This is a genomic window from Pseudomonas granadensis (genome assembly GCF_900105485.1).
Classification (GTDB): domain Bacteria; phylum Pseudomonadota; class Gammaproteobacteria; order Pseudomonadales; family Pseudomonadaceae; genus Aquipseudomonas; species Aquipseudomonas granadensis.
In genome coordinates, this window is record NZ_LT629778.1 from 5891921 (window position 1) to 5912803 (window position 20883).

21 protein-coding genes are annotated in these 20883 nt (G+C 58.8%); 8 read left to right on the forward strand and 13 right to left on the reverse strand.

Annotated features, from left to right (window positions below):
• Positions 1-166 precede the first annotated feature (166 nt).
• Positions 167-907, forward strand: a complete 741-nt coding sequence (ompR, locus tag BLU52_RS26300) for an osmolarity response regulator transcription factor OmpR (protein ID WP_090288291.1) — start codon at positions 167-169, stop codon at positions 905-907.
• A gap of 112 nt (positions 908-1019) precedes the next feature.
• The gene (locus BLU52_RS26305) at positions 1020-2333 is read left to right on the forward strand and encodes an ATP-binding protein (protein WP_090288293.1); all 1314 of its coding nucleotides are present in this window, start codon (positions 1020-1022) and stop codon (positions 2331-2333) included.
• Between the two features lie 82 nt (positions 2334-2415).
• Here the strand turns inward: BLU52_RS26305 and rimK are convergent, their stop codons facing one another.
• From rimK to rimA, 3 genes are read right to left on the reverse strand one after another with little or no spacing between them, the layout of a single operon-like run.
• Entirely contained in the window at positions 2416-3321 is a 906-nt protein-coding gene (rimK, locus tag BLU52_RS26310) for a 30S ribosomal protein S6--L-glutamate ligase (RefSeq protein WP_007949201.1), read from the reverse strand.
• Entirely contained in the window at positions 3318-3797 is a 480-nt protein-coding gene (gene rimB / locus BLU52_RS26315; RefSeq protein WP_090288295.1) for a retropepsin-like aspartic endopeptidase RimB, read from the reverse strand. The genes rimK and rimB overlap by 4 nt, the downstream gene beginning before the upstream one ends.
• Positions 3798-3813: 16 nt before the next feature.
• Entirely contained in the window at positions 3814-4596 is a 783-nt protein-coding gene (gene rimA, locus BLU52_RS26320) for a S6 modification regulatory phosphodiesterase RimA (RefSeq protein ID WP_090288297.1), read from the reverse strand.
• A 116-nt stretch (positions 4597-4712) separates the two neighbouring features.
• Between rimA and BLU52_RS26325 the strand changes: the two genes are divergently transcribed.
• Positions 4713-5120 (forward strand): RNA-binding S4 domain-containing protein, encoded by a 408-nt coding sequence (locus tag BLU52_RS26325; protein WP_090288299.1) that lies wholly within the window; start codon positions 4713-4715, stop codon positions 5118-5120.
• A gap of 146 nt (positions 5121-5266) precedes the next feature.
• Here the strand turns inward: BLU52_RS26325 and BLU52_RS26330 are convergent, their stop codons facing one another.
• Positions 5267-6067 (reverse strand): phosphatase PAP2 family protein, encoded by an 801-nt coding sequence (locus BLU52_RS26330; protein ID WP_090288301.1) that lies wholly within the window; start codon positions 6065-6067, stop codon positions 5267-5269.
• Positions 6068-6172: 105 nt separating this feature from the next.
• Here BLU52_RS26330 and hslO point away from each other — a divergent pair, with 105 nt between their 5' ends.
• Complete coding sequence (gene hslO / locus BLU52_RS26335) at positions 6173-7075, forward strand: Hsp33 family molecular chaperone HslO (protein WP_090288303.1); 903 nt, start codon at positions 6173-6175, stop codon at positions 7073-7075.
• Between the two features lie 181 nt (positions 7076-7256).
• Complete coding sequence (locus tag BLU52_RS26340; protein ID WP_090288305.1) at positions 7257-8798, forward strand: phosphoenolpyruvate carboxykinase; 1542 nt, start codon at positions 7257-7259, stop codon at positions 8796-8798.
• Between the two features lie 64 nt (positions 8799-8862).
• Here BLU52_RS26340 and BLU52_RS26345 read toward each other — a convergent pair whose 3' ends face one another.
• From BLU52_RS26345 to BLU52_RS26370, 6 genes are all read right to left on the reverse strand, one after another.
• Positions 8863-9393 (reverse strand): helix-turn-helix domain-containing protein, encoded by a 531-nt coding sequence (locus BLU52_RS26345; RefSeq protein ID WP_408003543.1) that lies wholly within the window; start codon positions 9391-9393, stop codon positions 8863-8865.
• A gap of 32 nt (positions 9394-9425) precedes the next feature.
• Entirely contained in the window at positions 9426-9584 is a 159-nt protein-coding gene (locus BLU52_RS27155) for a type II toxin-antitoxin system RelE/ParE family toxin (protein ID WP_331716659.1), read from the reverse strand.
• Positions 9585-9677: 93 nt separating this feature from the next.
• Positions 9678-10121: a hypothetical protein gene (locus tag BLU52_RS26355; RefSeq protein WP_090288307.1), complete on the reverse strand. Its 444-nt coding sequence runs from the start codon at positions 10119-10121 to the stop codon at positions 9678-9680.
• A 131-nt stretch (positions 10122-10252) separates the two neighbouring features.
• Positions 10253-10552 carry a hypothetical protein gene (locus BLU52_RS26360; protein ID WP_090288309.1) on the reverse strand — a complete coding sequence of 100 codons (300 nt, stop codon included), beginning with the start codon at positions 10550-10552 and terminating at the stop codon, positions 10253-10255.
• A 346-nt stretch (positions 10553-10898) separates the two neighbouring features.
• A complete protein-coding gene (locus tag BLU52_RS26365; RefSeq protein ID WP_090288311.1) occupies positions 10899-12041 on the reverse strand; it encodes a hypothetical protein in 1143 nt (380 codons plus the stop codon).
• Between the two features lie 94 nt (positions 12042-12135).
• Positions 12136-12411: a hypothetical protein gene (locus tag BLU52_RS26370; RefSeq protein ID WP_090288313.1), complete on the reverse strand. Its 276-nt coding sequence runs from the start codon at positions 12409-12411 to the stop codon at positions 12136-12138.
• Positions 12412-12858: 447 nt separating this feature from the next.
• Here BLU52_RS26370 and BLU52_RS26375 point away from each other — a divergent pair, with 447 nt between their 5' ends.
• The 3 genes from BLU52_RS26375 to BLU52_RS26385 all read left to right on the forward strand — a co-directional run bounded on the left by BLU52_RS26375 (position 12859) and on the right by BLU52_RS26385 (position 16809).
• Positions 12859-14793 carry a RecQ family ATP-dependent DNA helicase gene (locus BLU52_RS26375; RefSeq protein WP_090288315.1) on the forward strand — a complete coding sequence of 645 codons (1935 nt, stop codon included), beginning with the start codon at positions 12859-12861 and terminating at the stop codon, positions 14791-14793.
• A gap of 213 nt (positions 14794-15006) precedes the next feature.
• A complete protein-coding gene (locus BLU52_RS26380) occupies positions 15007-16233 on the forward strand; it encodes a 3-hydroxyacyl-CoA dehydrogenase (protein ID WP_090288317.1) in 1227 nt (408 codons plus the stop codon).
• A 144-nt stretch (positions 16234-16377) separates the two neighbouring features.
• Positions 16378-16809, forward strand: coding sequence for an acyl-CoA thioesterase (locus BLU52_RS26385; RefSeq protein ID WP_090288319.1), 432 nt, complete (start codon positions 16378-16380; stop codon positions 16807-16809).
• 55 nt (positions 16810-16864) lie between these two features.
• Here BLU52_RS26385 and BLU52_RS26390 read toward each other — a convergent pair whose 3' ends face one another.
• From BLU52_RS26390 to fdhD, 3 genes are all read right to left on the reverse strand, one after another.
• Positions 16865-17347, reverse strand: coding sequence for a glycine zipper domain-containing protein (locus BLU52_RS26390; RefSeq protein ID WP_090288320.1), 483 nt, complete (start codon positions 17345-17347; stop codon positions 16865-16867).
• Between the two features lie 330 nt (positions 17348-17677).
• A complete protein-coding gene (locus BLU52_RS26395; RefSeq protein ID WP_090288322.1) occupies positions 17678-20026 on the reverse strand; it encodes an FdhF/YdeP family oxidoreductase in 2349 nt (782 codons plus the stop codon).
• The gene (fdhD, locus tag BLU52_RS26400; RefSeq protein WP_090288324.1) at positions 20023-20862 is read right to left on the reverse strand and encodes a formate dehydrogenase accessory sulfurtransferase FdhD; all 840 of its coding nucleotides are present in this window, start codon (positions 20860-20862) and stop codon (positions 20023-20025) included. Before fdhD ends, BLU52_RS26395 begins: the two co-directional genes overlap by 4 nt.
• Positions 20863-20883: the final 21 nt, after the last annotated feature.

Genomic DNA, 20883 nt, shown 5'->3' on the forward strand with positions numbered 1-20883 from the left:
ACAAAACGCCGCGCATTATAACCAGCGTTCTGTCGTTCGGGGGCGTTGCAGTCTGTAGGCATAAACCCCGGTTTTCTGGCAGTGAAGGAAAAATCTGCTAACAATGCACACGGTGCGTATAACGGCAGCTACGCCATAATGCGCGCCGAGCTAAAAGGAGCATCCAATGAGCAGCACTGCACAAACTGCTGAAGGCGAAAAAATTCTCATCGTTGACGACGATCCGGGGCTGAGCAGCCTGCTGGAACGTTTTTTCGTCAGCAAGGGCTACCGTGCCCGGACCGTACCGAACACCGAGCAGATGGATCGTCTGCTGTCGCGTGAAGTGTTCAATCTGGTCGTGCTCGACCTGATGCTGCCGGGCGAAGATGGCCTGACCGCCTGCCGCCGTCTGCGTGGCGCAAACAATCAGATCCCGATCATCATGCTCACCGCCAAAGGCGACGAGCTGAGCCGCATCAAAGGCCTGGAACTGGGCGCCGACGACTACCTGGCCAAGCCGTTCAACCCGGACGAGCTGATGGCCCGGGTCAAAGCCGTGCTGCGTCGCCAGGCTGCCCCGGTACCGGGCGCGCCGGGCAGCGAAGACGAAAACGTCACCTTTGGTGATTACGTGTTGTCGCTGGCGACCCGCGAACTCAAGCGCGGTGACGAAGTGCACATGCTCACCACCGGTGAATTCGCAGTGCTCAAGGCGCTGGTGATGAACGCCCGTCAGCCACTGACCCGCGACAAGCTGATGAACCTGGCCCGTGGCCGCGAATGGGATGCCCTCGAGCGTTCCATCGACGTGCAGATCTCGCGTCTGCGCCGGATGATCGAACCTGATCCGTCCAAGCCGCGCTACATCCAGACTGTCTGGGGCGTTGGTTACGTGTTCGTACCGGATGGCACCGCCAGCAAGTGATCGGTGATTTGTAGGAGCGGGTCTGCAGGGCTGGTCGAGAGGTCACGTCCGCAGACTCGCAATCCGCAATATGCGAGCATTGCTCGCTCCTGCAAGTGTGTAGCGGTTAAAGATGAAAACCCCCGTCTGGTTCCCCCAAAGTTTTTTCTCCCGCACCCTCTGGCTGGTGCTCATCGTCGTGCTGTTTTCCAAGGCGCTGACCCTGGTTTATCTGTTGATGAACGAGGACGTGCTGGTGGATCGCCAATACAGCCACGGCGTCGCCCTGACGCTGCGTGCCTATTGGGCGGCCGATGAAGAAAACCGCGCGAAAATCGCGGATGCCGCGACCCTGATCCGCGTGGTCGGCGCCGGTGTGCCGGAAGGCGAACAGCATTGGCCGTACAGCGAAATCTACCAGCGGCAGATGCAGGCAGAACTGGGCGCCGATACCGAGGTGCGCTTGCGCATGCATTCGCCGCCAGCGTTGTGGGTGCGCGCGCCAAGCCTGGGCGATGGCTGGCTGAAGGTGCCGTTGTACCCGCACCCTCTGCGTGGCCAGAAAATCTGGAACGTGCTCGGCTGGTTCCTTGCCATCGGTTTGCTGTCGACGGCCTCGGCATGGATTTTCGTCAGCCAGCTCAACCAGCCTTTGAAACGTTTGGTGTATGCCGCACGCCAACTCGGTCAGGGCCGCAGCGTGCGCCTGCCGATCAGCGACACGCCGAGTGAGATGACCGAGGTTTATCGCGCCTTCAATCAGATGGCCGAAGACGTCGAACAGGCCGGACGCGAGCGTGAACTGATGCTGGCCGGCGTGTCTCATGACTTGCGCACACCGTTGACCCGCTTGCGGCTGTCGCTGGAATTGATGGGCGACCGCAACGATCTGACCGATGACATGGTCCGCGATATCGAAGACATGGACGCCATTCTCGACCAGTTCCTCGCGTTCATTCGCGACGGTCGCGACGAGTCGGTGGAAGAGGTAGATCTCAGCGATCTGGTGCGTGAAGTTGCGGCGCCGTACAACCAGAACGAGGAGAAGGTGCGCTTGCGCCTGGAGCCGATCCAGCCGTTTCCGCTACGTCGGGTATCGATGAAACGCCTGCTCAACAATCTGATCGGCAATGCCTTGAACCATGCCGGCGGTCACGTCGAAGTGGCGGCTTACGTGTCCGGAGACGTCAGCGCGCCATACGTAGTACTGAGCGTGATGGACCGCGGCGCCGGGATTGATCCGTCGGAGCTGGAGGCGATCTTCAATCCGTTCACCCGTGGCGACCGTGCACGGGGCGGCAAGGGCACCGGGTTGGGCCTGGCGATCGTCAAACGGATTGCTTCGATGCATGGCGGCAACGTCGAACTGCGCAATCGGTCCGGAGGTGGACTGGAGGCGCGGGTGAGATTGCCGTTGGGATTGATGTTGCCGCGGGATGCCGTATAGAAGCAGCTGCAAGTTTCAAGCTGCAAGCGGCAAGCAAGAGCGACTTGACTTGTCGCTTGGGGCTTGCCGCTTGAGGCTGGCTTTAGCCTTTGCCTTTGGTCCGGGTCATATTTGGCCCGCCATTTTTCTCCAGATGCTCGATGATGATCCCCGCCACGTTCTTGCCGGTGGTGGTCTCGATCCCTTCCAGACCCGGCGACGAATTCACCTCCATCACCAGCGGCCCATGGTTGGAGCGCAGGATATCCACACCCGCCACCGCCAGACCCATGACCTTGGCTGCACGCAATGCAGTCATGCGTTCTTCCGGGGTGATCTTGATCAGGCTGGCGCTGCCGCCACGGTGCAGATTGGAACGGAATTCACCCGGTTTGGCCTGGCGCTTCATTGCCGCAATCACCTTGTCGCCGACCACGAAACAGCGGATGTCCGCGCCGCCCGCTTCCTTGATGTATTCCTGCACCATGATGTTCTGCTTCAGGCCCATGAACGCCTCGATCACCGACTCGGCAGCGGTCGCGGTTTCACACAGCACCACACCAATGCCCTGAGTACCTTCCAGCACTTTGATCACCAGGGGCGCGCCGTTGACCATGTCAATCAAGTCGGGAATGTCATCTGGCGAGTGCGCAAAACCGGTCACCGGCAAACCGATACCGCGGCGCGACAGCAGTTGCAGCGAACGCAGTTTATCCCGCGAGCGGGCGATGGCCACCGATTCGTTGAGCGGGAATACCCCCATCATTTCGAACTGGCGCAACACCGCGCAGCCGTAGAAAGTCACCGAGGCGCCGATCCGCGGGATCACCGCATCGAAGCCTTCCAGCGGTTTGCCGCGATAGTGGATCTGCGGCTTGTGGCTGGCGATGTTCATATAGGCGCGCAAGGTGTCGATCACCACCATTTCATGCCCGCGCTCGGTTCCGGCTTCGACCAGACGGCGGGTGGAATACAGACGCGGATTACGCGACAGCACAGCGATCTTCATGCAACACCTGTGGAAAAGGTAGATACCGGGAACACCGGCTTGTCTTGTACATATTTGATGCCCGGATTGACCACCAGGTGGCCATCGATCAGGGCTTTGGAACCGAGCAACAGGCGATAGCGCATGGACTTGCGACAGGCGAGGGTGAACTCGACCCGCCACACTCGATCGCCCAGGGCCAGGGTGGTGCTGATCACGTAGCGCACCTGCGCATGGCCGTTGGAGCTTTTGATGGTCTTGCGCGTCACCAGCGGCGCTTCGCAGCGGCGATGACGCAACTGCACCACCGTGCCGAGGTGCGCGGTGAAGCGCACCCATTTCTCGCCGTCACGTTCGAACGGCTCGATGTCGGTGGCATGCAGGCTGGAGGTGCTGGCGCCGGTGTCGATTTTCGCCCGCAGGCCGGCGACTCCCAGATCCGGGAGCGCCACCCACTCGCGCAGACCGACAACGGTCAAATGATCAAATGTCTTCAAAGAATGAAACCAACGATTAACGCGTCCAGGCTTCAGGTGTGACCTGGGCCAACGCTTTGAATGCAGGCCTGGCGAACCAGTAGCCCTGCATCAGAAATATTCCACAGTCCGCCAGGAAATCCCGTTCACCGGCGCTCTCGATACCTTCGGCGATGACTGTAACGTTCAACTCCGCACAGATTGTGACAATCCCCCGAACGATCGCCTGACGAACACGGTCGCGATCGACATCGCGGATCAGCGCCATGTCGAGTTTGATCAGGTCCGGTTGGAAATCCGCCAGCAGATTGAGCCCCGAATACCCGGCACCGAAATCGTCGATGGCGGTCTTGAAGCCGAATTCGCGGTATTCACGCAGAATATTGGTCAAATGGCGATAGTTATCTACGTGCTCGCTTTCCAGGGTTTCGAAAATCAGCCGGTCGATCGGAAAATTGTGTTTCCTGGCGGCCTCCAGGGTGCTGCGAATGCATAACTCTGGACGATAGACGGCGTTGGGCATGAAGTTGATCGACAAGTATGTCTGCATGTTTAGTGCTGCCGCGCCTTCGATGGCGCGGGTCCGGCAGAGCTGGTCGAAGCGGTAGCGGCTTGCTTCTGTAACCTGATCTAACACGGACATCGCACCTTCACCGGCGACGCCGCGCACCAGCGCTTCATGGGCGAACACCGATTGGTCGCGCAGGTCGACGATCGGTTGATAGGCAAAGGCAAAATCGAAATCCAGCGGCTCGCTCTGCTGGCAGCCCTGGCAACCGCTCTTGGGCGCGGTCAACGAAGAGGGGAAAATTGTAGTCACTCGAACACTCCATGCCGCATAGCCGGCCTAGATCACAGTCTATCTGGAGGGCCGAGTTCTTGCGCCCGACAGAAACGGTAGTACAGTTCCGACTACTGGCTGAACGAGGAATTCATATGGCGCAAAAACAGGAAGAGGACGACAAGGTCCGTCTCGACAAGTGGCTGTGGGCAGCGCGCTTCTATAAAACCCGCGCGTTGGCGAAAGCCGCGATCGAAAGCGGCAAAGTGCATTGTCGTGGTGAACGCTGCAAGCCTGGCAAAGAGCCGCGGATTGGCGACGAATTCCAGATTCGTACCGGTTTCGAAGAGCGCACTGTGAGGGTTGAAGCGTTATCGATCGTGCGGCGCGGGGCGCCGGAAGCCCAGACGCTTTACAGCGAGACCGAGGCGAGTATTGCCAAGCGCGAAGCCGCAGCAGCGATGCGCAAAGCGGGGGCGCTGGGCGTCAGCACCGACGGCAAGCCAAGCAAGAAGCAGCGGCGGGATCTGTTCAAGTTTCGCGGTAGCAGCAACAACGATTAACCCGATGTTTGTGCTGCCAGTCCCGGCCTCATCGCCAGCAGGCTGGCTCCCACATTGACCGCATGATGCTCAAGCAACTCGGTTTACTGTGGGAGCCAGCCTGCTGGCGATTCGAGTGCGCAGCACTCGCAGAAGGCGACGCGGAATCACGCGCTACGCACCACACTCATCCGCGCAACCACCGGCAACTTGCCGAGCAACGCAAAAATCGGCGCAGTCACCTTCAGCCAGAAATTTGCCGCGTGATAAGCGAACGGCGTGTAATAACCCCAACCCAACGCCCACACCGCCAGCAATACGCCGCCGATGTAATCGTCCTGACCCCAATGCGCACCGGCCACCAGGCGCGGCAACATGAACAACAGCGCCAGGCCCCAGACCGTCAGGAACTGGCCCACCGTGCGGCTGAACACCGCCATGAACAACGCCCAGATCAACAGCACCGAAGCGTGATCACCGGGAAAACTCTGGCCGGAACGGTCCTTCAGCTCCCAGGTCTTTTCCAGATGCGGGAAGTAATCGCTGATATGCACCGCACCTTCGAGGACCATCGATGGGCTGTTGTGCTGCCAGCCCATGTGATCGGCGAATCTGGAAAACAGCGCGCGGATCACCACCATCAGCAGCAGGATCGAGAAAAAACCGAAAAATGCGCGGCGCACTTCGATCGCCTTGAACACCCAGTCGCCCTTGATAAGCAGCGTCAGCAAAATCAGACCGACAACGATGTCGAACGGGCGCAGACTTGCAATTGCCCAGATGTGGAGCCATATCGGGTTGCTGGCCAGCGGTGTGTTGAGCGAGCGGAACAGCCACTCGTCGAAAATCACACACAGCATCTGGCCTGTAGGCCATAACCAGAAAGCCAGTAGCGCCAATGGCACTACGTTACACAGAACCAGCCGGCCGAGGTTCCACCTTGATTGGAACAAACCCGGATTGTTCATAAAATGCCTCCCATGGCCAAAACGCCGGCACCAAAAAGGGTGCCAAGAAGCGCAAATTTTCACGTTTTGTAATCATTTTGTCATCACCTTCAGATACCCGGACCTATGACCGACCTAACGGATACCGATTTCACCCAACGTTTTATCTTCGACGACAGCGACACTCGCGGCGAACTGGTCGCGCTTGAGCGCAGCTACGCTGAGGTTCTTGCCAAGCACCCGTACCCGGAACCGGTGGCGCAGTTGCTCGGCGAATTGATGGCGGCGGCATCGCTGATGGTCGGCACTTTGAAGTTCGACGGTCTGCTGATTTTGCAGGCGCGCTCCGAAGGGCCGATTCCGCTGCTGATGATCGAATGCTCCAGCGAACGCGAAATCCGTGGCCTGGCGCGCTATGACGCCGAGCAGATTGCTGCCGACGCCACCCTGGCAGACCTGATGCCCAACGGCGTACTGGCCCTGACTGTCGACCCGACCGTTGGCCAGCGTTATCAGGGCATCGTTGATCTCGACGGCGAAACCCTGTCGGATTGCTTCACCAACTATTTCGTCATGTCGCAACAGGTCGGCACTCGCTTCAAACTGTTCGCCGACGGCCGTCGTGCCCGTGGCATGCTGCTGCAGCAGTTGCCTGCCGATCGCTTGAAAGACGAAGAAGATCGCGCCGCCAGTTGGCAGCACCTCACCGCGCTGGCCAGCACTCTGGGCGCCGATGAGTTGCTCAGCCTGGACAACGAAACCGTGCTGCACCGCCTCTATCACGAGGAGCAAGTGCGCCTGTTCGATGTGCAGCATTTGCGCTTCAACTGCAGCTGCTCGCGGGAACGCTCCGGCAATGCGCTGGTCAGTCTTGGGCTGGAGGATGCGCTGGCGCTGGCGGCTGAACAGGGCGGCAAAGTGGAGATCGACTGCCAGTTCTGCAATCAGCAGTACGTGTTCGACTCGGCCGATATCGCTCAATTGTTCGCTGGCGCGGGTGTCGACACGCCGTCAGATACCCGGCACTAAAACGGTTCAGCGCAGGTAAATTCACTGCGTAGCGACGGAATTTCGCCGTTACGACGGGAGGACCCTACTCTTTTTGGGCTTTTCTGGCATAATCCGGCCCACTTTTTTCGCGGTAGTAGTGCACGACTTTCTACTACAAAACGTTTGGAGCACACTCGGCCACTGGCCGACGGGGAACCTCATGACGCAAGCCAATAACGCCGTGTACACCGATCTGAGTGTTGATGATCTGGTAAAAGAAGCCCTGCAACGCGGTGAGGGCGAGCTTGCCGATACCGGCGCTCTGGTAGTCCGCACCGGTCATCGCACCGGCCGTTCGCCAGTCGACCGTTTCATCGTTGAAGAGCCTTCCACTCAGGCTGCAATCGCCTGGGGCCCGATCAATCGCAAGTTCCCGGCCGACAAGTTCGATGCCCTGTGGGCTCGCGTAGAAGCCTTCAACAATGCGCAAGAGCACTTTGTCTCCCACGTGCATGTAGGCGCTGCGGAAGATCACTACCTGGCCGTGAAAATGACCACCCAGACTGCCTGGCAGAATCTGTTCGGTCGTTGCCTGTTCATCAATCCGGCCCAGTACAACCCGGCTGGTCGTGATGAGTGGCAAGTGCTCAACGTGGCCAACTTCGAGTGCGTGCCTGAGCGTGACGGCACCAACTCCGACGGTTGCGTGATCATCAACTTCGCGCAGAAGAAAGTGCTGATCGCCGGCATGCGTTACGCCGGTGAAATGAAGAAAGCCATGTTCTCCGTGCAGAACTTCCTGCTGCCGGCCGCTGACGTGCTGCCGATGCACTGCGCTGCCAACATCGGCGAAGAAGGCGACGTGACCCTGTTCTTCGGTCTGTCGGGCACCGGTAAAACCACCCTGTCGGCCGACGAAAGCCGTTACCTGATCGGTGACGACGAACACGGCTGGGGCGAAGGCGTGGTGTTCAACATCGAAGGCGGTTGCTATGCCAAGTGCATCGACCTCTCCGAGAAGAACGAGCCGGTCATCTGGAAAGCCATCAAGCACGGCGCGGTGCTGGAAAACGTCGTCATTGACGACGCCAAGCACGCCGACTATGCCGATGTCAGCCTGACCCAGAACAGCCGCGCCGCCTACCCGCTTGAGCACGTGGCCAAGCGTTCCGAGAAGAACCTCGGTGGCGAGCCGAACGCGGTGATCTTCCTGACCTGCGACCTGACCGGCGTACTGCCGCCAGTGTCGATCCTCAACGAAGAACAAGCGGCGTACCACTTCCTGTCCGGCTACACCGCACTGGTGGGCTCGACTGAAATGGGTTCGGGCAGCGGCATCAAGTCGACCTTCTCCACCTGCTTCGGCGCACCGTTCTTCCCGCGCCCGGCCGGCGAATACGCAGAGCTGCTGATCAAGCGCATCCGCGGCTTCGGCTCCAAGGTCTACCTGGTCAACACCGGCTGGACCGGCGGCGGCTACGGCGTCGGCAAACGCTTCAACATCCCGACCACCCGCGCGGTGATCGCAGCGATCCAGAGCGGCGCACTGATCGGTGCCGCCACCGAACACCTCGACACCATCAACCTCGACGTGCCACTGGCCGTCCCGGGCGTCGACACCGTCCTGCTCAACCCACGCAACACCTGGGCTGACAAGGCCGCATACGACGAAGCCGCGAAAGCACTGGCCGGTCTGTTCATCGAGAACTTCAAGAAGTTCGAAGTGAGCGACGCGATCAAGGCTGCAGGGCCGAAGTTGTAAGATTGGTTTGTTGTGAATGAAAAAGCCGCCCTTTTGGGGCGGCTTTTTTGTGGGTCATCAGTTCTTAGTCTTCCTTCTTCAATTTATTCACATCGTTTAAAAGCTCGGATAGAGAAAAAGTGTTGAGTGGAAACTTGCGGCTGAACTCAGTGGATAGCTCTCCATAACTCGAGATTTGCTCCGTTGAGCCACAGGCATTGACGCTGCCGCCTCTGGTAATGACCCGTGCTCGCTTCCCGTTGTTTGTATGTTTGGAACCGGTCAGTCGTGCATCCAGCAGAGAGCGGCCCAAGTCAACTGCAGATGCCAGCAGGTTCAAGTCTTGTTCCAAACCCAGAACCTGCATTACTGACACATAAGCCCCTATCGTCACCCCCGTAGCACCTGTTTCCAGAGACCGTAGTGTCATGACTGACATTCCGGCTCGTTCGGCGACCTGTTTGGCAGTCAGCTTTCTGCGCAAACGTGCCAATTTCAGACGGTCGCCCAGATTGCTCGGCAGCGCTGCAGTTTTTCGGAAGCAGGGGCGCGGTCTTTTTGGCCATAACGCTGATATTCCTTCACTCGAGTAGTGATGGCGCCAGAATAATTGCACTTCCCGCTCGATATAGAGGCTCTAGTACGCCATCACGGCCATTGCTGCCTGGCATGAATAATTCGCAACACCTCCACGTATTCATCTTTGATCGTGTAGACGATGACGTAGTTGGAGGCAGCGACTATTTCCCTAGTGCCTTCAACTTTGCCCTTTTTGTATAAGGTGGGACGCTGTCGAGAAAACGTCATCCAGATCCGCAGCCGCTTCAGGATTGTCTTGCCCGATGCGATTCATGATTCGGTCTCGGTCATCAAGCGCTTGTTGGCGCCAGACCAGCCTCATCAGCGCGCTCGTTGACGCAAGGCATCACGCTTGGCAGCGAATATTCGGCGAGCATCTTCATCGCTAACGCTTGGTCTTGGATCATCGATGCTGATCTGAACTTGCTGCTTGAACCATTCTTCATACGCGGCGGCTTCATGTGCCTGTTTCAGAGCTTCGGAGCGATCCGGACGAGCATAGGTTTTAAGTTGCAGCGGATCGTAGTTTGAGGCATCCACTCCAAAGCGGCTTATACCTAAACCCTGCAGATAGCTGACTAGGGTTTCAAGTCGTTTGAACAGACGCACCTGACCGCTGCGTTGCGCTGCCAGTGCAAATGTTTTGCTTCCTTGCTGAATTTGGATCGACCAGCCACCGGGTTTGGCGATAATGCTGGTGCTGCTAACAGAACCGTTTTCAATCAGGTGGGTAAGGGTGCTGTGATCGATGGTTTCAATGATCATGAAGACAAGTCCTTGGCTGAACAATGGCTTCCATCGTACGCAATCAATAGTAGTTTGCAAAATTCACTCCTTGGGCTGGACGCCGGGTGTCCAGCAATCATGTTCTTAAGTTAAAGGCAGGCAGCTTGTTATCAGGTCGGCGCTTTCCAGTTGAGCATCCGCTGCTGCGCGACCTGCAGCAGCTCGCAACCGTCCTGCGTCAACAGATAAAGCGCGTGGGTGATGTGGGGGATGTCTTCGACGTCGGCTTGTTTGAAGTTGAGGCAGTACAGGGTGCGGAGCAGGTCGCTGGAAGCGCGCAGACGCTGGACGGCACATTCGAGGATGTCCTGCGGGTTGGCAGCGGTGTCGATGAGCAGGGGCTTGGTGTCGGTGAGGCTGGATTCGAGTGGGTGGTAGCGATCGGTGAGAAACTGATTAAACGTTTTCAATTGATGGATCCTCAAATGCTTCAAATGAAGCCACCACATCGTGACCAAGCGACAGGAGGCAACTGTGTTCGGGTTGGTCAACCGGTGAGGATCGTGCACATACCCGGCACACCCGAAGGTGTCCCAAACACAGTCACCATAAACCGCAGGCAATTGAGTGCCCGCAGCATACAGCGCATGCGTATACACGATCCAATCGGGTGACCAAGCCCGAGCCGCTGATTTGGCAGCGACAGCCACGACTATAAGTTCGCATCCCCCAACCCCGATAGAAGACAAAGAGTCTGCCTGCGTAGGACCGGTATGAAGATCTCATCGGACGTTGCTATCAACGGCTGTTCACTTTTCAACGCAGATGTTTATACGCCGCCAACTCCAGCACGCTGGTCGTCAATCCCGTTGCCGGCGTGTAGATCGACCCCTTCACCGCCGAGAACGGCACCCCTTTGCTGCCCAGCGACACATAACGTTCGCCTTGATCCAGTTCGGTGAAGTAGGTGTAGGAAACCTTGTGCATCAGTTTGTAGCGCGCTTCGGCGCTGGCAATCGCACCGGTAAGGCGCAGCAGGTCGGCTTCGCTGAGGTTCAGGGTTTTGTTCAGTCGCACGCCCCAACGTTTGAGGCAGGTTTCGGCGAAGTGGCGGACGACGCGGCCCGGTTCGATGAAGGTTTTCAGATCGCTGCTGCTGGTCGGTACGCCGCCGGCGGCGGTGGCGTTACCGGCCATGGTCGCGTGGCGGCCGGCCATGGGGTAAATGCTGGTTTTGGTGCCGACCGCGGTCTGCGGGATGACGCAGCTGAAGCCTTTGGAGCGCTCATCGCGGGCGTAGAACGCCACGTATTCTTTGACGTTGGCACCGAGCCTGACGCGTTGGTCCTGGAAGTTGCCAATGCCCGGCACAGGATCAAGCGCAAAGACATTCACCGGAATATGTTTCAGCTGCGGATCATTCAACATCGCGTTTGCCAACATATGGCAGCTGATCCCGCCACGGCTCCAGCCTACCAAATTGACTTGAGTCGGTATTACGCCGTCTTTGCGGAACGTTTTGATGATTTGCTCTTGTAACGTTTGCTGGGTCACGCTGCGCTCGCCGTAGTTATATTTACGCCAGAGCCACGAGCCTTCGACTTTTACATCTTCGATAGGAATGCCGGCGGCTTTCAGACGGTTGTATTCTTGTTCAGTAAGTTGTTCGCGCCGCCAGCTGCATTTGCCTTTGATGATATTCACGGCGTGTTGCACGTTTTCATCCCAGCCTTTGCCGAACAGTGTGCCGGTGAGGCCGTACTCCTTGGTTTTGGTAAACAGATCGTCGGCTTGCAGGTTGCCACTGCCCGGCCCGTCGACGACGATCCATTCGGCGAACTCGCGGCCCGCATGGTTCGCGGCCAGTGTCGAAACCAGTTCACCATCCCAGAAGTTTTCATGGGTGACATCAAACTTGTTCGAGCCGGTGCCGCAAAAGAAAATCGTTAAAACAGTCATGGTGTTGCCCTTGTTTAGTTGTAAGAGCAAGCAAGTTAGTGGTGGTTGTGTGAATAAATAAAGCGTTCTGTTGTTTCTGTATTTGTAGTGCTGATCAGTTATAAGTTGTTTGTGGCGAGTTCTGTTTGGCGACTTCCAGCAAGTCGCAGCCATCTTGTACCAGTAAATAAAGCGCGTTGACGATATTGGGGATGTCTTTCACATCTGCCTGTTTAAAACATAAGCAATAGAGTGTCTCCAGCAGGTCACCGGCCGCGCGCAAGCGCTGATCGGCGGCGTCAATAAGATCGCGCGGGCTGGCATGGCTGTCGATGAGCAGGACCGGGTTTTCGCTGTAGCGGGTCTTGAGCGGGCGGTAGCGGTTGATCATGGTCAAGCGTGTCCTGTGCTGAGGCGTTCGGGCGGGCTGGTGGTGTGTCAGGCCGCGCCGGTCACTATAGAAGGGCGTTTTGCGGTGAGACAAGACAGCCGCAGTGGACAGCTTTCGTAGGGGTTTTTTCGTCAATTGAGCGATCTTTCCTACAGGTTTTCGCGGTTTGTTTTGGCAAAGAATCGACCAGTGAATATTCCTACTTTTGCGGCAGACGATTCGTGATCGAACTTCATAACGTGTGCCTCGGATTCAGTAGGAAGTTTCTAGGCGTCCGACACTCGCTTGAACGGAAACGGCGCTTTTCAATCGCATTCCGCGTGCGCTTGCGTTGAGCATTCCACCACGCGGTATCATCCTGAATCGATTTGACCCCGACCTTTTCTCGACTCGCTGCAATCGCCCGCTAGGCTGTTGGCATGGCAGCAGTCAACGGAGTGACAGCGAATGCACAACACCCTGGAACAGGTTTTTGGTTTCTCACAGTTTCGCCCCGGACAAGAAGCCGCGATCAGTGCGGTGCTGACCGGGCGCTCGGCGGCGGCCATTTTTCCCACCGGTTCCGGCAAGTCGATTTGCTATCAACTGCCGGCGCTGTTGTTGCCACACCTGACGCTGGTGGTGTCGCCGCTCTTGGCGTTGATGCAGGATCAATTGGCTTTTCTGCAGCGCCATGGCATCTCGGCCGGCAGCATCGATTCGGCGCAAAATCGCGATGACGCCAGTGCGGTGATGGCCCGCGCCCGTTCGGGTGAATTGAAGATCCTGATGGTCTCGGTGGAGCGCTTGAAGAACGAGCGCTTTCGCAACTTTCTGCAGCAGGTACCCCTCTCGTTATTGGTCGTGGACGAGGCGCACTGTATTTCCGAGTGGGGGCACAATTTCCGTCCCGACTACCTCAAGCTGCCGGACTACCAGCGCCAGTTCAACATCCCGCAAGCCCTGCTGTTGACCGCTACGGCAACGCCGAATGTGATTGCCGACATGCAGGCCAAATTCAATATCGCAGAAGAAGATGTGGTAACCACCGGCTTCTACCGGCCCAACCTCAATCTGCTGGTCGAACCGGTGCGCGGTGAGGACAAGCGCCGGCGTCTGGTCGAGTGGATGAGCGCGCGAGCGGGCCAGCCGAGCATCGTCTACGTGACCTTGCAGAAAACCGCCGCACACATCGCCGAGCACCTTGAACGCAATGGCATTCAGGCCGAGGCGTATCACGCCGGTCTGCCTCACGACCAACGCGAAGCGATCCAGAAACGCTTCATGGCCGGGCAGTCCAATTGCATCGTTGCGACTATCGCGTTCGGCATGGGCATCGACAAGAGCGACATTCGCAACGTGGTGCATTTCGACCTGCCCAAATCCATCGAAAACTACAGTCAGGAAATCGGCCGCGCCGGTCGTGACGGGCAGCCATCCGATTGCCTGGTATTGGCCAATCGCGACAGCCTCAACGTGCTGGAAAACTTTGTCTACGGCGACACCCCGGAGCGTGCAGGCATTCGTTACGTGCTGGATGAAATCAAAGCCTCGGCAGGGCAAGGGCAGTGGGAGTTCATGCTCGGGCCGTTGGCGGACCAGAGCAACATCCGCTCGTTGCCGTTGAAGACTTTGCTGGTTCAGCTGGAACTGCGCGGCTTGATCGCGCCGCGCTATGCCTATTACGCCGAATACCGCTTCAAATACCTGCTGGAGCCGGAGGTACTGCTTGAGCGTTTCGACGGCGAACGCCGGGACTTCGTTGCCGCACTGATCCAGTCCTCAACCCGTGCACGTTCGTGGGCCACGGTGAATTTCGACGCAATGTACGCGCAGTATTCTGCCGAGCGCAGTCGGCTGGTGAAGGCGCTGGATTACTTCCAGGAAAAAGGCTGGATCGAGCTGGAAAGCAAGCAGATGACCGAGGTGTACAGCTTGCTGCGCAGTGATTTCGATAGTGAACATTTGAGTACCGAGCTACACGACTATTTCACCCGCCATGAGCAGGCTGAAATCACCCGCATTCACGCCATGCTCGCGATGTTTGCCAGCGAACGCTGCCTGGGTTATCGGCTGGCCGAATACTTCGGCGACCACAATGCTCCGCAACAGTGTGGGCATTGTTCGGTGTGTCACGGCCACGTGGCACGACTGCCACCAGCGCCGGAGCTGCCAGCGCTTGTGGATGAAAACTTTGCGCAGCTGTGTGGCGAATTTATCCACAAGCATGAGCAGCACACCGGCTCGATGCCAACGGCCGAGCGGCTGACGCGGTTTTTGTGCGGGATCAGCGTACCGCTGTTCACCAAAATGAAGGCGCGGACGATTTCCGGGTTCGCGGCGCTGGAGGAATATCCCTTTGCCGAAGTGCGCAGTTGGGCTGCTGACAATCTAACTGGGTGACCGGGACTTTTGTGGAAGCGAGCCTGCTCGCGAAAGCGCAGGATCAGGCACCTTGATTTCAAGCCTTTGGCCCCTTCGCGAGCAGGCTCGCTCCTACAAAAAACGCGCCTGTATCCATCCGCTGAATACCAACCATCACGGTAATAAACTTCAAAAAACCTCATTGGCTGACTATGGTGATTCCAGTCTTTGGATCGCCAACAAGAGAACAACATGAGCCAGACATCCTTCGATATTCAGCAAGCCGCGGTGATCGGTGCGGGGACCATGGGCCGCGGCATTGTCATGTGCCTGGCCAACGCCGGCGTTGCGGTGCAATGGGTGGATAACAACCCACAGATGCTCGAACAGGCGCTTGCAGCTGTCGCCGAAACCTACGCGCACAATGTGCGCCAGGGACGGATCGATCAGGCGGAGGCTGACGTGCGTATTGCCCGGGTCAGTGCCGCCGCCGACTATGCGGCGATTCGCAATGTCGATCTGGTGATCGAAGCGGTGTACGAAAATCTTGAGCTCAAGCAAAAGATCTTTCGCGAACTGGATGGCCTGCTCAAGCCTGAAGCACTGCTGGCCAGTAATACTTCGGCGCTGGATATCGATGCGATTGCCGCGGCCACGCGCCGTCCGGAGCAAGTGCTGGGCCTGCATTTCTTTAGCCCGGCGCACATTATGAGACTGTTGGAGATCGTCCGCGGTGCGCAGACTTCACCGGCGGCCCTGCAGGCAGCTTTGGCGCTGGGCAAGCGCATGGGCAAGGTCAGCGTGGTATCGGGCAATTGCCATGGCTTCATCGGCAATCGCATGTTGCACCCGTACGTGCTGGAAGCACGCAAGATGATGCTCGAGGGCGCCTACCCGCATCAGGTTGATGCAGCGCTGCAGGGTTTCGGATTCGCTATGGGACCCTTCCGCATGTACGACGTGGTCGGTATCGACCTGGAGTGGCGCGCCCGCGAACTGGCCGGCAAAGGGCAGGATGCGCCAGAGGTGCAGGTGGACAATCGTCTGTGCGAGCTGGGCCGCTTCGGGCAGAAATCCGGCAACGGTTATTACCATTACGAACCCGGCAGTCGGCAGGCTGAGCATGACCCCGAGGTTGACGCACTGGTGTTGCAGGTCAGTGAAGGGCTGGGTTTCCAGCGCCGCGAGATCGGTCCTGAGGAAATTCTCGAGCGCTGCCTGCTGGCGCTGGTCAACGAGGGCGCGAAAATTCTCCAGGAAGGCATTGCCGAGTCGGCCCATGACATCGATCTGGTGTACCTGAACGGCTATGGCTTCCCGGCCGACAAGGGCGGGCCTATGGCTTGGGCGGGTCAGCAAGGGCTGGCGGATATCCATCAGCGTCTGCTGGCGCTGGAGACGCGCCAGGGTGATCAGTGGAAACCGGCGCGGTTGATTGGCGAACTGGCGGCGCAGGGCAAGGGGTTTGCTGATCGTTGAAATATTGCGGCTGTGCTGACCTCTTCGCGAGCAGGCTCGCTCCCACATTGGATCGTGGATTCCTGTGGGAGCGAGCCTGCTCGCGAAGAGCGCGCCACGGTTTTAAATCAGACTCGCCAAAACACTTTCAGGAATCGCGGATCAATGTCCAATCCCACGCCCCAACGCTCCGACTACCCGCACTTCCAGCCCATCACCACGCGCTGGCACGACAACGACGCTTACGGTCACGTTAACAACGTCACTTATTACAGCTTCTTCGACACCGCCGTGAACACGTATCTGATTCAGGTTGGCGGTCTGGATATCCATGACGGTGAGGTGGTCGGTTTTGTGGTCAGCTCAGCCTGCGATTATTTCGCCTCGATCGCCTTCCCGGATCTGATCGAAATCGGCATGCGCGTGGGCAAGCTGGGCAACAGTTCGGTGCAATACGAATTGGCCGTGTTCAAGGTAGGAGAAGTGGAGGCCTGCGCAGCCGGGCGCTTCGTTCATGTCTTCGTGGACCGGGCGAGCAATCAACCGGTGCCGATTCCGCCCGGGTTGCGCGCAGCGCTGCAACGTTTGGCCGTCTGAAACAGGCAAAAAAAATCGCAGCCCTCGGGCTGCGATTTTTGTTCAAGCCTGCGCCTTAGCGGTGGCGATAGTGCTTGTGGTGCTTGCGGTGGCCGTAAGCATGGCCGCGGCCTGGGTGGCCGCGATCGCGGTAGTAGCGGCGATCATCGTAGCGGCGATCGCGATGACGATCATCGTCATCATCGCGGCCCATGTAGTTACCCAGTGCGCCACCTGCACCGCCACCTGCCGCGGAGCCGATCAGGCTGCCGGTGGTGCCGCCCAGACTGCGACCTACGACGTTACCGCCGGCTGCGCCCAACGCACCGCCAATGGCGGCTTCGCCACGGCTGTGGCGGTCTGCGCCGACTGCGCTACCACCTGCGCCGCCCAAGGCTGCGCCAATGGTGGAACCTGTATTGCCGCCTATAGACTGACCGACGACCGAGCCAAGAACCCCGCCCAATGCGCCGCCCACACCTGCTTCGGTGGTGCCGCCGGCAGAAGCGAAGCCACTGACCAGGCCAAGGGACAACAAGAGAATCGAGGAGAACTTCATAGAGGATGAGCCTCAAAGGGATGACGGCGCCGATCCTGAGGCTCTGCAATGGGCGTGACAATCAAAATCCGACGAATAACACGACTTGTATACAATATTGCAAGTTACTGTTTTTTCACTGGAACTTAACCGTTTTTCGCCGGTCTTTAGCTACTTCGGACAGGCCGTTTTTATGTAAAAACGGCCTTTTTTGTGGGTGTTGGAAAAGCGTCCGGCCCAGCAGGTAAGTGGGCACTTCCATTGCTTTCGCCAGCAGGCTCGCTCTCACACTTGGAATGCAATCCCATGTGGGGTCGAGTCTGTTCGCGAAGGGGCCAATGCAAGCGTCGATTAAGCGGTTTTGGCCATGATCAACCCACTCTCACTCGCCGCTTCCAGCCGGATCGCAATGAATTTCGACGTCGGCGTGTGGCTGCCATCACCGGTACTTTCCAGCGGCACCAGCGGATTGACTTCCGGATAGTACGCCGCCGCTTGGCCGGCAGGAATATCGAACGCCAATAATGTAAAACCTTTCACCCGGCGCTCCCGGCCATCGTCCCACAGCGACACGATGTCGGCCTTCTGCCCCGGACGGAAACCCAGGCGAATGATGTCGGCCTCGTTGACGAACAAAACGTCACGCTGGCCTTTGACGCCGCGATAACGGTCGTCGAGACCGTAAATCGTGGTGTTGTACTGATCGTGGGAACGCATCGATTGCAGGATCAGGTCCGGTAGTTGCCCGGTGGCGCGGGTGCGTTCGTGCACCAGATCCAGGGGCAGCAGGTTCGGACGGAAATTGGCCCGGCCCGACGGCGTGTTCCACTTGCGCGCGCCAGCGCTGTTGCCGAGGTAGAAACCACCCGGGTTTTTCACCTTCTCGTTGAAGTCCTTGAAGTTCGGGATGGTGTCGGCAATCAGTTCGCGAATGCGTGCGTAATCGGCGACCAGCCAGTTCCAGTCCACCGGTTTGCTGCCCAACGTCGCGGCGGCGATGCCGGCGATGATCGACGGCTCCGAGCGCATCTGGTTCGACAGCGGCTGCAACTGGCCGTTGGAGGCGTGAACCATGCTGAACGAGTCTTCCACGGTGACCGCTTGCGGGCCTTCGCTCTGAATATCAATGTCGGTACGACCCAGGCACGGCAGGATCAGCGCGTCTTTGCCGTGAGCCAAGTGGCTGCGGTTGAGCTTGGTGCTGATCTGTACGGTCAGGTCGCAGTTGCGCAGCGCCTGGAAGGTGCGTGGGCTGTCCGGCGTGGCTTGGGCGAAGTTGCCGCCCAGACCGATGAACACCTTGGCGCGACCCTCGGCCATCGCGTGGATCGCCTCGACCACGTTGTGCCCATTGTGGCGCGGCACCTTGAACTGGAAGCGCCGCTCCAGCGAATCGAGGAACGCCACCGGTGGACGTTCGTTGATGCCCATGGTGCGGTCGCCCTGCACGTTACTGTGACCACGCACTGGACAGAGACCGGCGCCCGGCTTGCCGATGTTGCCGCGCAGCAGCATCAGGTTGGCGATTTCCTGGATGGTCGGCACCGAATGGCGATGCTGGGTGATGCCCATCGCCCAGCACATGATCACGTTCTTGCCTTTGGCGTACATACGCGCGGCTTGTTCGATGTCGACCAAGGTCAGGCCCGACTGCTCGACGATCTGCTCCCACGACGTGTCATCGACCACACCGAGGTATTCCAGCACGTTGGCGCTGTGGGCATTGAGGAAGTCGTGATCGAACACCGCCGGCTCGCCGGCCTTCTGCGCGTCGCGTTCCCATTGCAACAGAAACTTGGCCATGCCGCGCAGCACCGCCATGTCGCCGCCCAGTGCCGGACGGAAATACGCGGTGTTGGTTGGCTTGTCGCCGTTGGTGAGCATTTCGATCGGGTGCTGCGGGTGCTGGAAACGTTCCAGGCCGCGCTCTTTCAACGGGTTGATACACACCACCTGCGCGCCGCGCTTCACCGCTTCACGCAATGGCTCGAGCATCCGCGGATGGTTGGTGCCAGGGTTCTGGCCCCAGACAAAAATCGCATCGGCGTGCTCGAAATCATCGAACGTCACCGTGCCCTTGCCGACGCCGACACTTTGCGCCAGCGCCACACCGCTGGCCTCGTGGCACATGTTCGAGCAGTCAGGGAAATTGTTGGTGCCATAGGCGCGTACGAACAACTGATACAGATACGCCGCTTCGTTACTGGCACGACCGGAGGTGTAGAACTCGGCCTGATCCGGGCTCGGCAGATTGCGCAAATGCTTGCCGATCAGGGCAAACGCATCTTCCCAACTGATCGGCTTGTAGCGATCGGTTTCAGCGTCGTAGACCATCGGCTCTGTCAGCCGGCCCTGATATTCCAGCCAGTAGTCGCTCTGCTCCAGCAACGCAGTGACGCTGTGCTTGGCGAAGAACTTCGCATCGACGCGGCGCTTGGTTGCTTCCCAGTTCACCGCTTTGGCGCCGTTTTCGCAGAACTTGACCATGCCGCTTTCCGGCGAATCACCCCAGGCGCAGCCAGGGCAGTCGAAGCCGCCGTTCTGGTTGGTCTTGAGCATCATGCGCAGGTTCTTCAGCGCGTTGTCGCTGGTCAACCAGGCCTGAGCCACACTGATCAGGGCGCCCCAGCCGCCGGCGGCACCTTTGTAAGGCTTGTAGCGCGGGACAGGTTTCTGGTCGGCTTGATGATGTTGGCTCACGCTTGATTCTCCATCGCGGGGCTGTACACCCGCGGCGCACTTTTCTGCGGCAGGTGGATGAGATTGAGGTTGTGGCGCCGTGCCCATTGCACGGCAAGGCCGGTCGGTGCCGACAGACTGACAAGGGTCTGGATACCGGCACGCAGGACCTTCTGGATCAGTTCGAGACTGCAACGGCTGGTGACAATCGCCAGGCCGCCCTCGGTCATGATCTTCTGGCGAATCAGTCCGCCGATCAGCTTGTCGAGGGCGTTGTGCCGGCCGATGTCTTCGCGACCGAGCAGCAACTCGCCGCTGGCATTCATGAACACCGCGGCATGTACCGCGCCGCAATGCTGGCCCAGCGGCTGAAACGCGCCGATGCGCTGGCGCAGGCCGTCGAGCCAGGCGATCGGCGGCAGCGGCGAACCGGGCAAAACCTTGAGATCGGGCAGCGCCTGTTCCACCGCTTCGACACCGCACAAACCGCAACCGCTGGTGCCGGCCAATTGCCGACGCTGTTGCTTGAGGTTCCAGAAAGCGCGATTGGCGATGGTCACCTGCGCATATTGCGCCGAGCCCGAGCCGGTCAGTTGCAGGTCGTAGATATCGCTGGCGTCTTCAATGATGCCGCTGCCGAGGCTGAAGCCGACAATGAAGTCTTCCAGATCCGTTGGCGTCACCAGCATCACCGCCTGGCTGATGCCGTTGTAGGCAATCGCCAACGCGACTTCTTCGGCCAGCGCAGTGCTGGCCGATTCCTCACGGGGCAAATCGCTGTAGCTGTAGGTCTGGCTGGCGGCGGGCGCGGGCGTTTCGAGGGCTGGCGCCGCGCAGGCTGGACGCTTGGCGTTCATGGCATCACCGACGGTTTGATC

What these genes read in the sequence shown, in the direction of transcription:
- BLU52_RS27155 (WP_331716659.1), bottom strand. Translation starts at nt 9,584, where the DNA reads ATGACGTTTTCTCGACAGCGTCCCACCTTATACAAAAAGGGCAAAGTT.
- BLU52_RS26355 (WP_090288307.1), bottom strand. Translation starts at nt 10,121, where the DNA reads ATGATCATTGAAACCATCGATCACAGCACCCTTACCCACCTGATTGAA.
- BLU52_RS26385 (WP_090288319.1), top strand. Translation starts at nt 16,378, where the DNA reads ATGTCCAATCCCACGCCCCAACGCTCCGACTACCCGCACTTCCAGCCC.
- BLU52_RS26305 (WP_090288293.1), top strand. Translation starts at nt 1,020, where the DNA reads ATGAAAACCCCCGTCTGGTTCCCCCAAAGTTTTTTCTCCCGCACCCTC.
- BLU52_RS26380 (WP_090288317.1), top strand. Translation starts at nt 15,007, where the DNA reads ATGAGCCAGACATCCTTCGATATTCAGCAAGCCGCGGTGATCGGTGCG.
- BLU52_RS26375 (WP_090288315.1), top strand. Translation starts at nt 12,859, where the DNA reads ATGCACAACACCCTGGAACAGGTTTTTGGTTTCTCACAGTTTCGCCCC.
- hslO (WP_090288303.1), top strand. Translation starts at nt 6,173, where the DNA reads ATGACCGACCTAACGGATACCGATTTCACCCAACGTTTTATCTTCGAC.
- fdhD (WP_090288324.1), bottom strand. Translation starts at nt 20,862, where the DNA reads ATGAACGCCAAGCGTCCAGCCTGCGCGGCGCCAGCCCTCGAAACGCCC.
- BLU52_RS26325 (WP_090288299.1), top strand. Translation starts at nt 4,713, where the DNA reads ATGGCGCAAAAACAGGAAGAGGACGACAAGGTCCGTCTCGACAAGTGG.
- BLU52_RS26365 (WP_090288311.1), bottom strand. Translation starts at nt 12,041, where the DNA reads ATGACTGTTTTAACGATTTTCTTTTGCGGCACCGGCTCGAACAAGTTT.
- ompR (WP_090288291.1), top strand. Translation starts at nt 167, where the DNA reads ATGAGCAGCACTGCACAAACTGCTGAAGGCGAAAAAATTCTCATCGTT.
- BLU52_RS26370 (WP_090288313.1), bottom strand. Translation starts at nt 12,411, where the DNA reads ATGATCAACCGCTACCGCCCGCTCAAGACCCGCTACAGCGAAAACCCG.
- BLU52_RS26330 (WP_090288301.1), bottom strand. Translation starts at nt 6,067, where the DNA reads ATGAACAATCCGGGTTTGTTCCAATCAAGGTGGAACCTCGGCCGGCTG.
- BLU52_RS26340 (WP_090288305.1), top strand. Translation starts at nt 7,257, where the DNA reads ATGACGCAAGCCAATAACGCCGTGTACACCGATCTGAGTGTTGATGAT.
- BLU52_RS26390 (WP_090288320.1), bottom strand. Translation starts at nt 17,347, where the DNA reads ATGAAGTTCTCCTCGATTCTCTTGTTGTCCCTTGGCCTGGTCAGTGGC.
- rimK (WP_007949201.1), bottom strand. Translation starts at nt 3,321, where the DNA reads ATGAAGATCGCTGTGCTGTCGCGTAATCCGCGTCTGTATTCCACCCGC.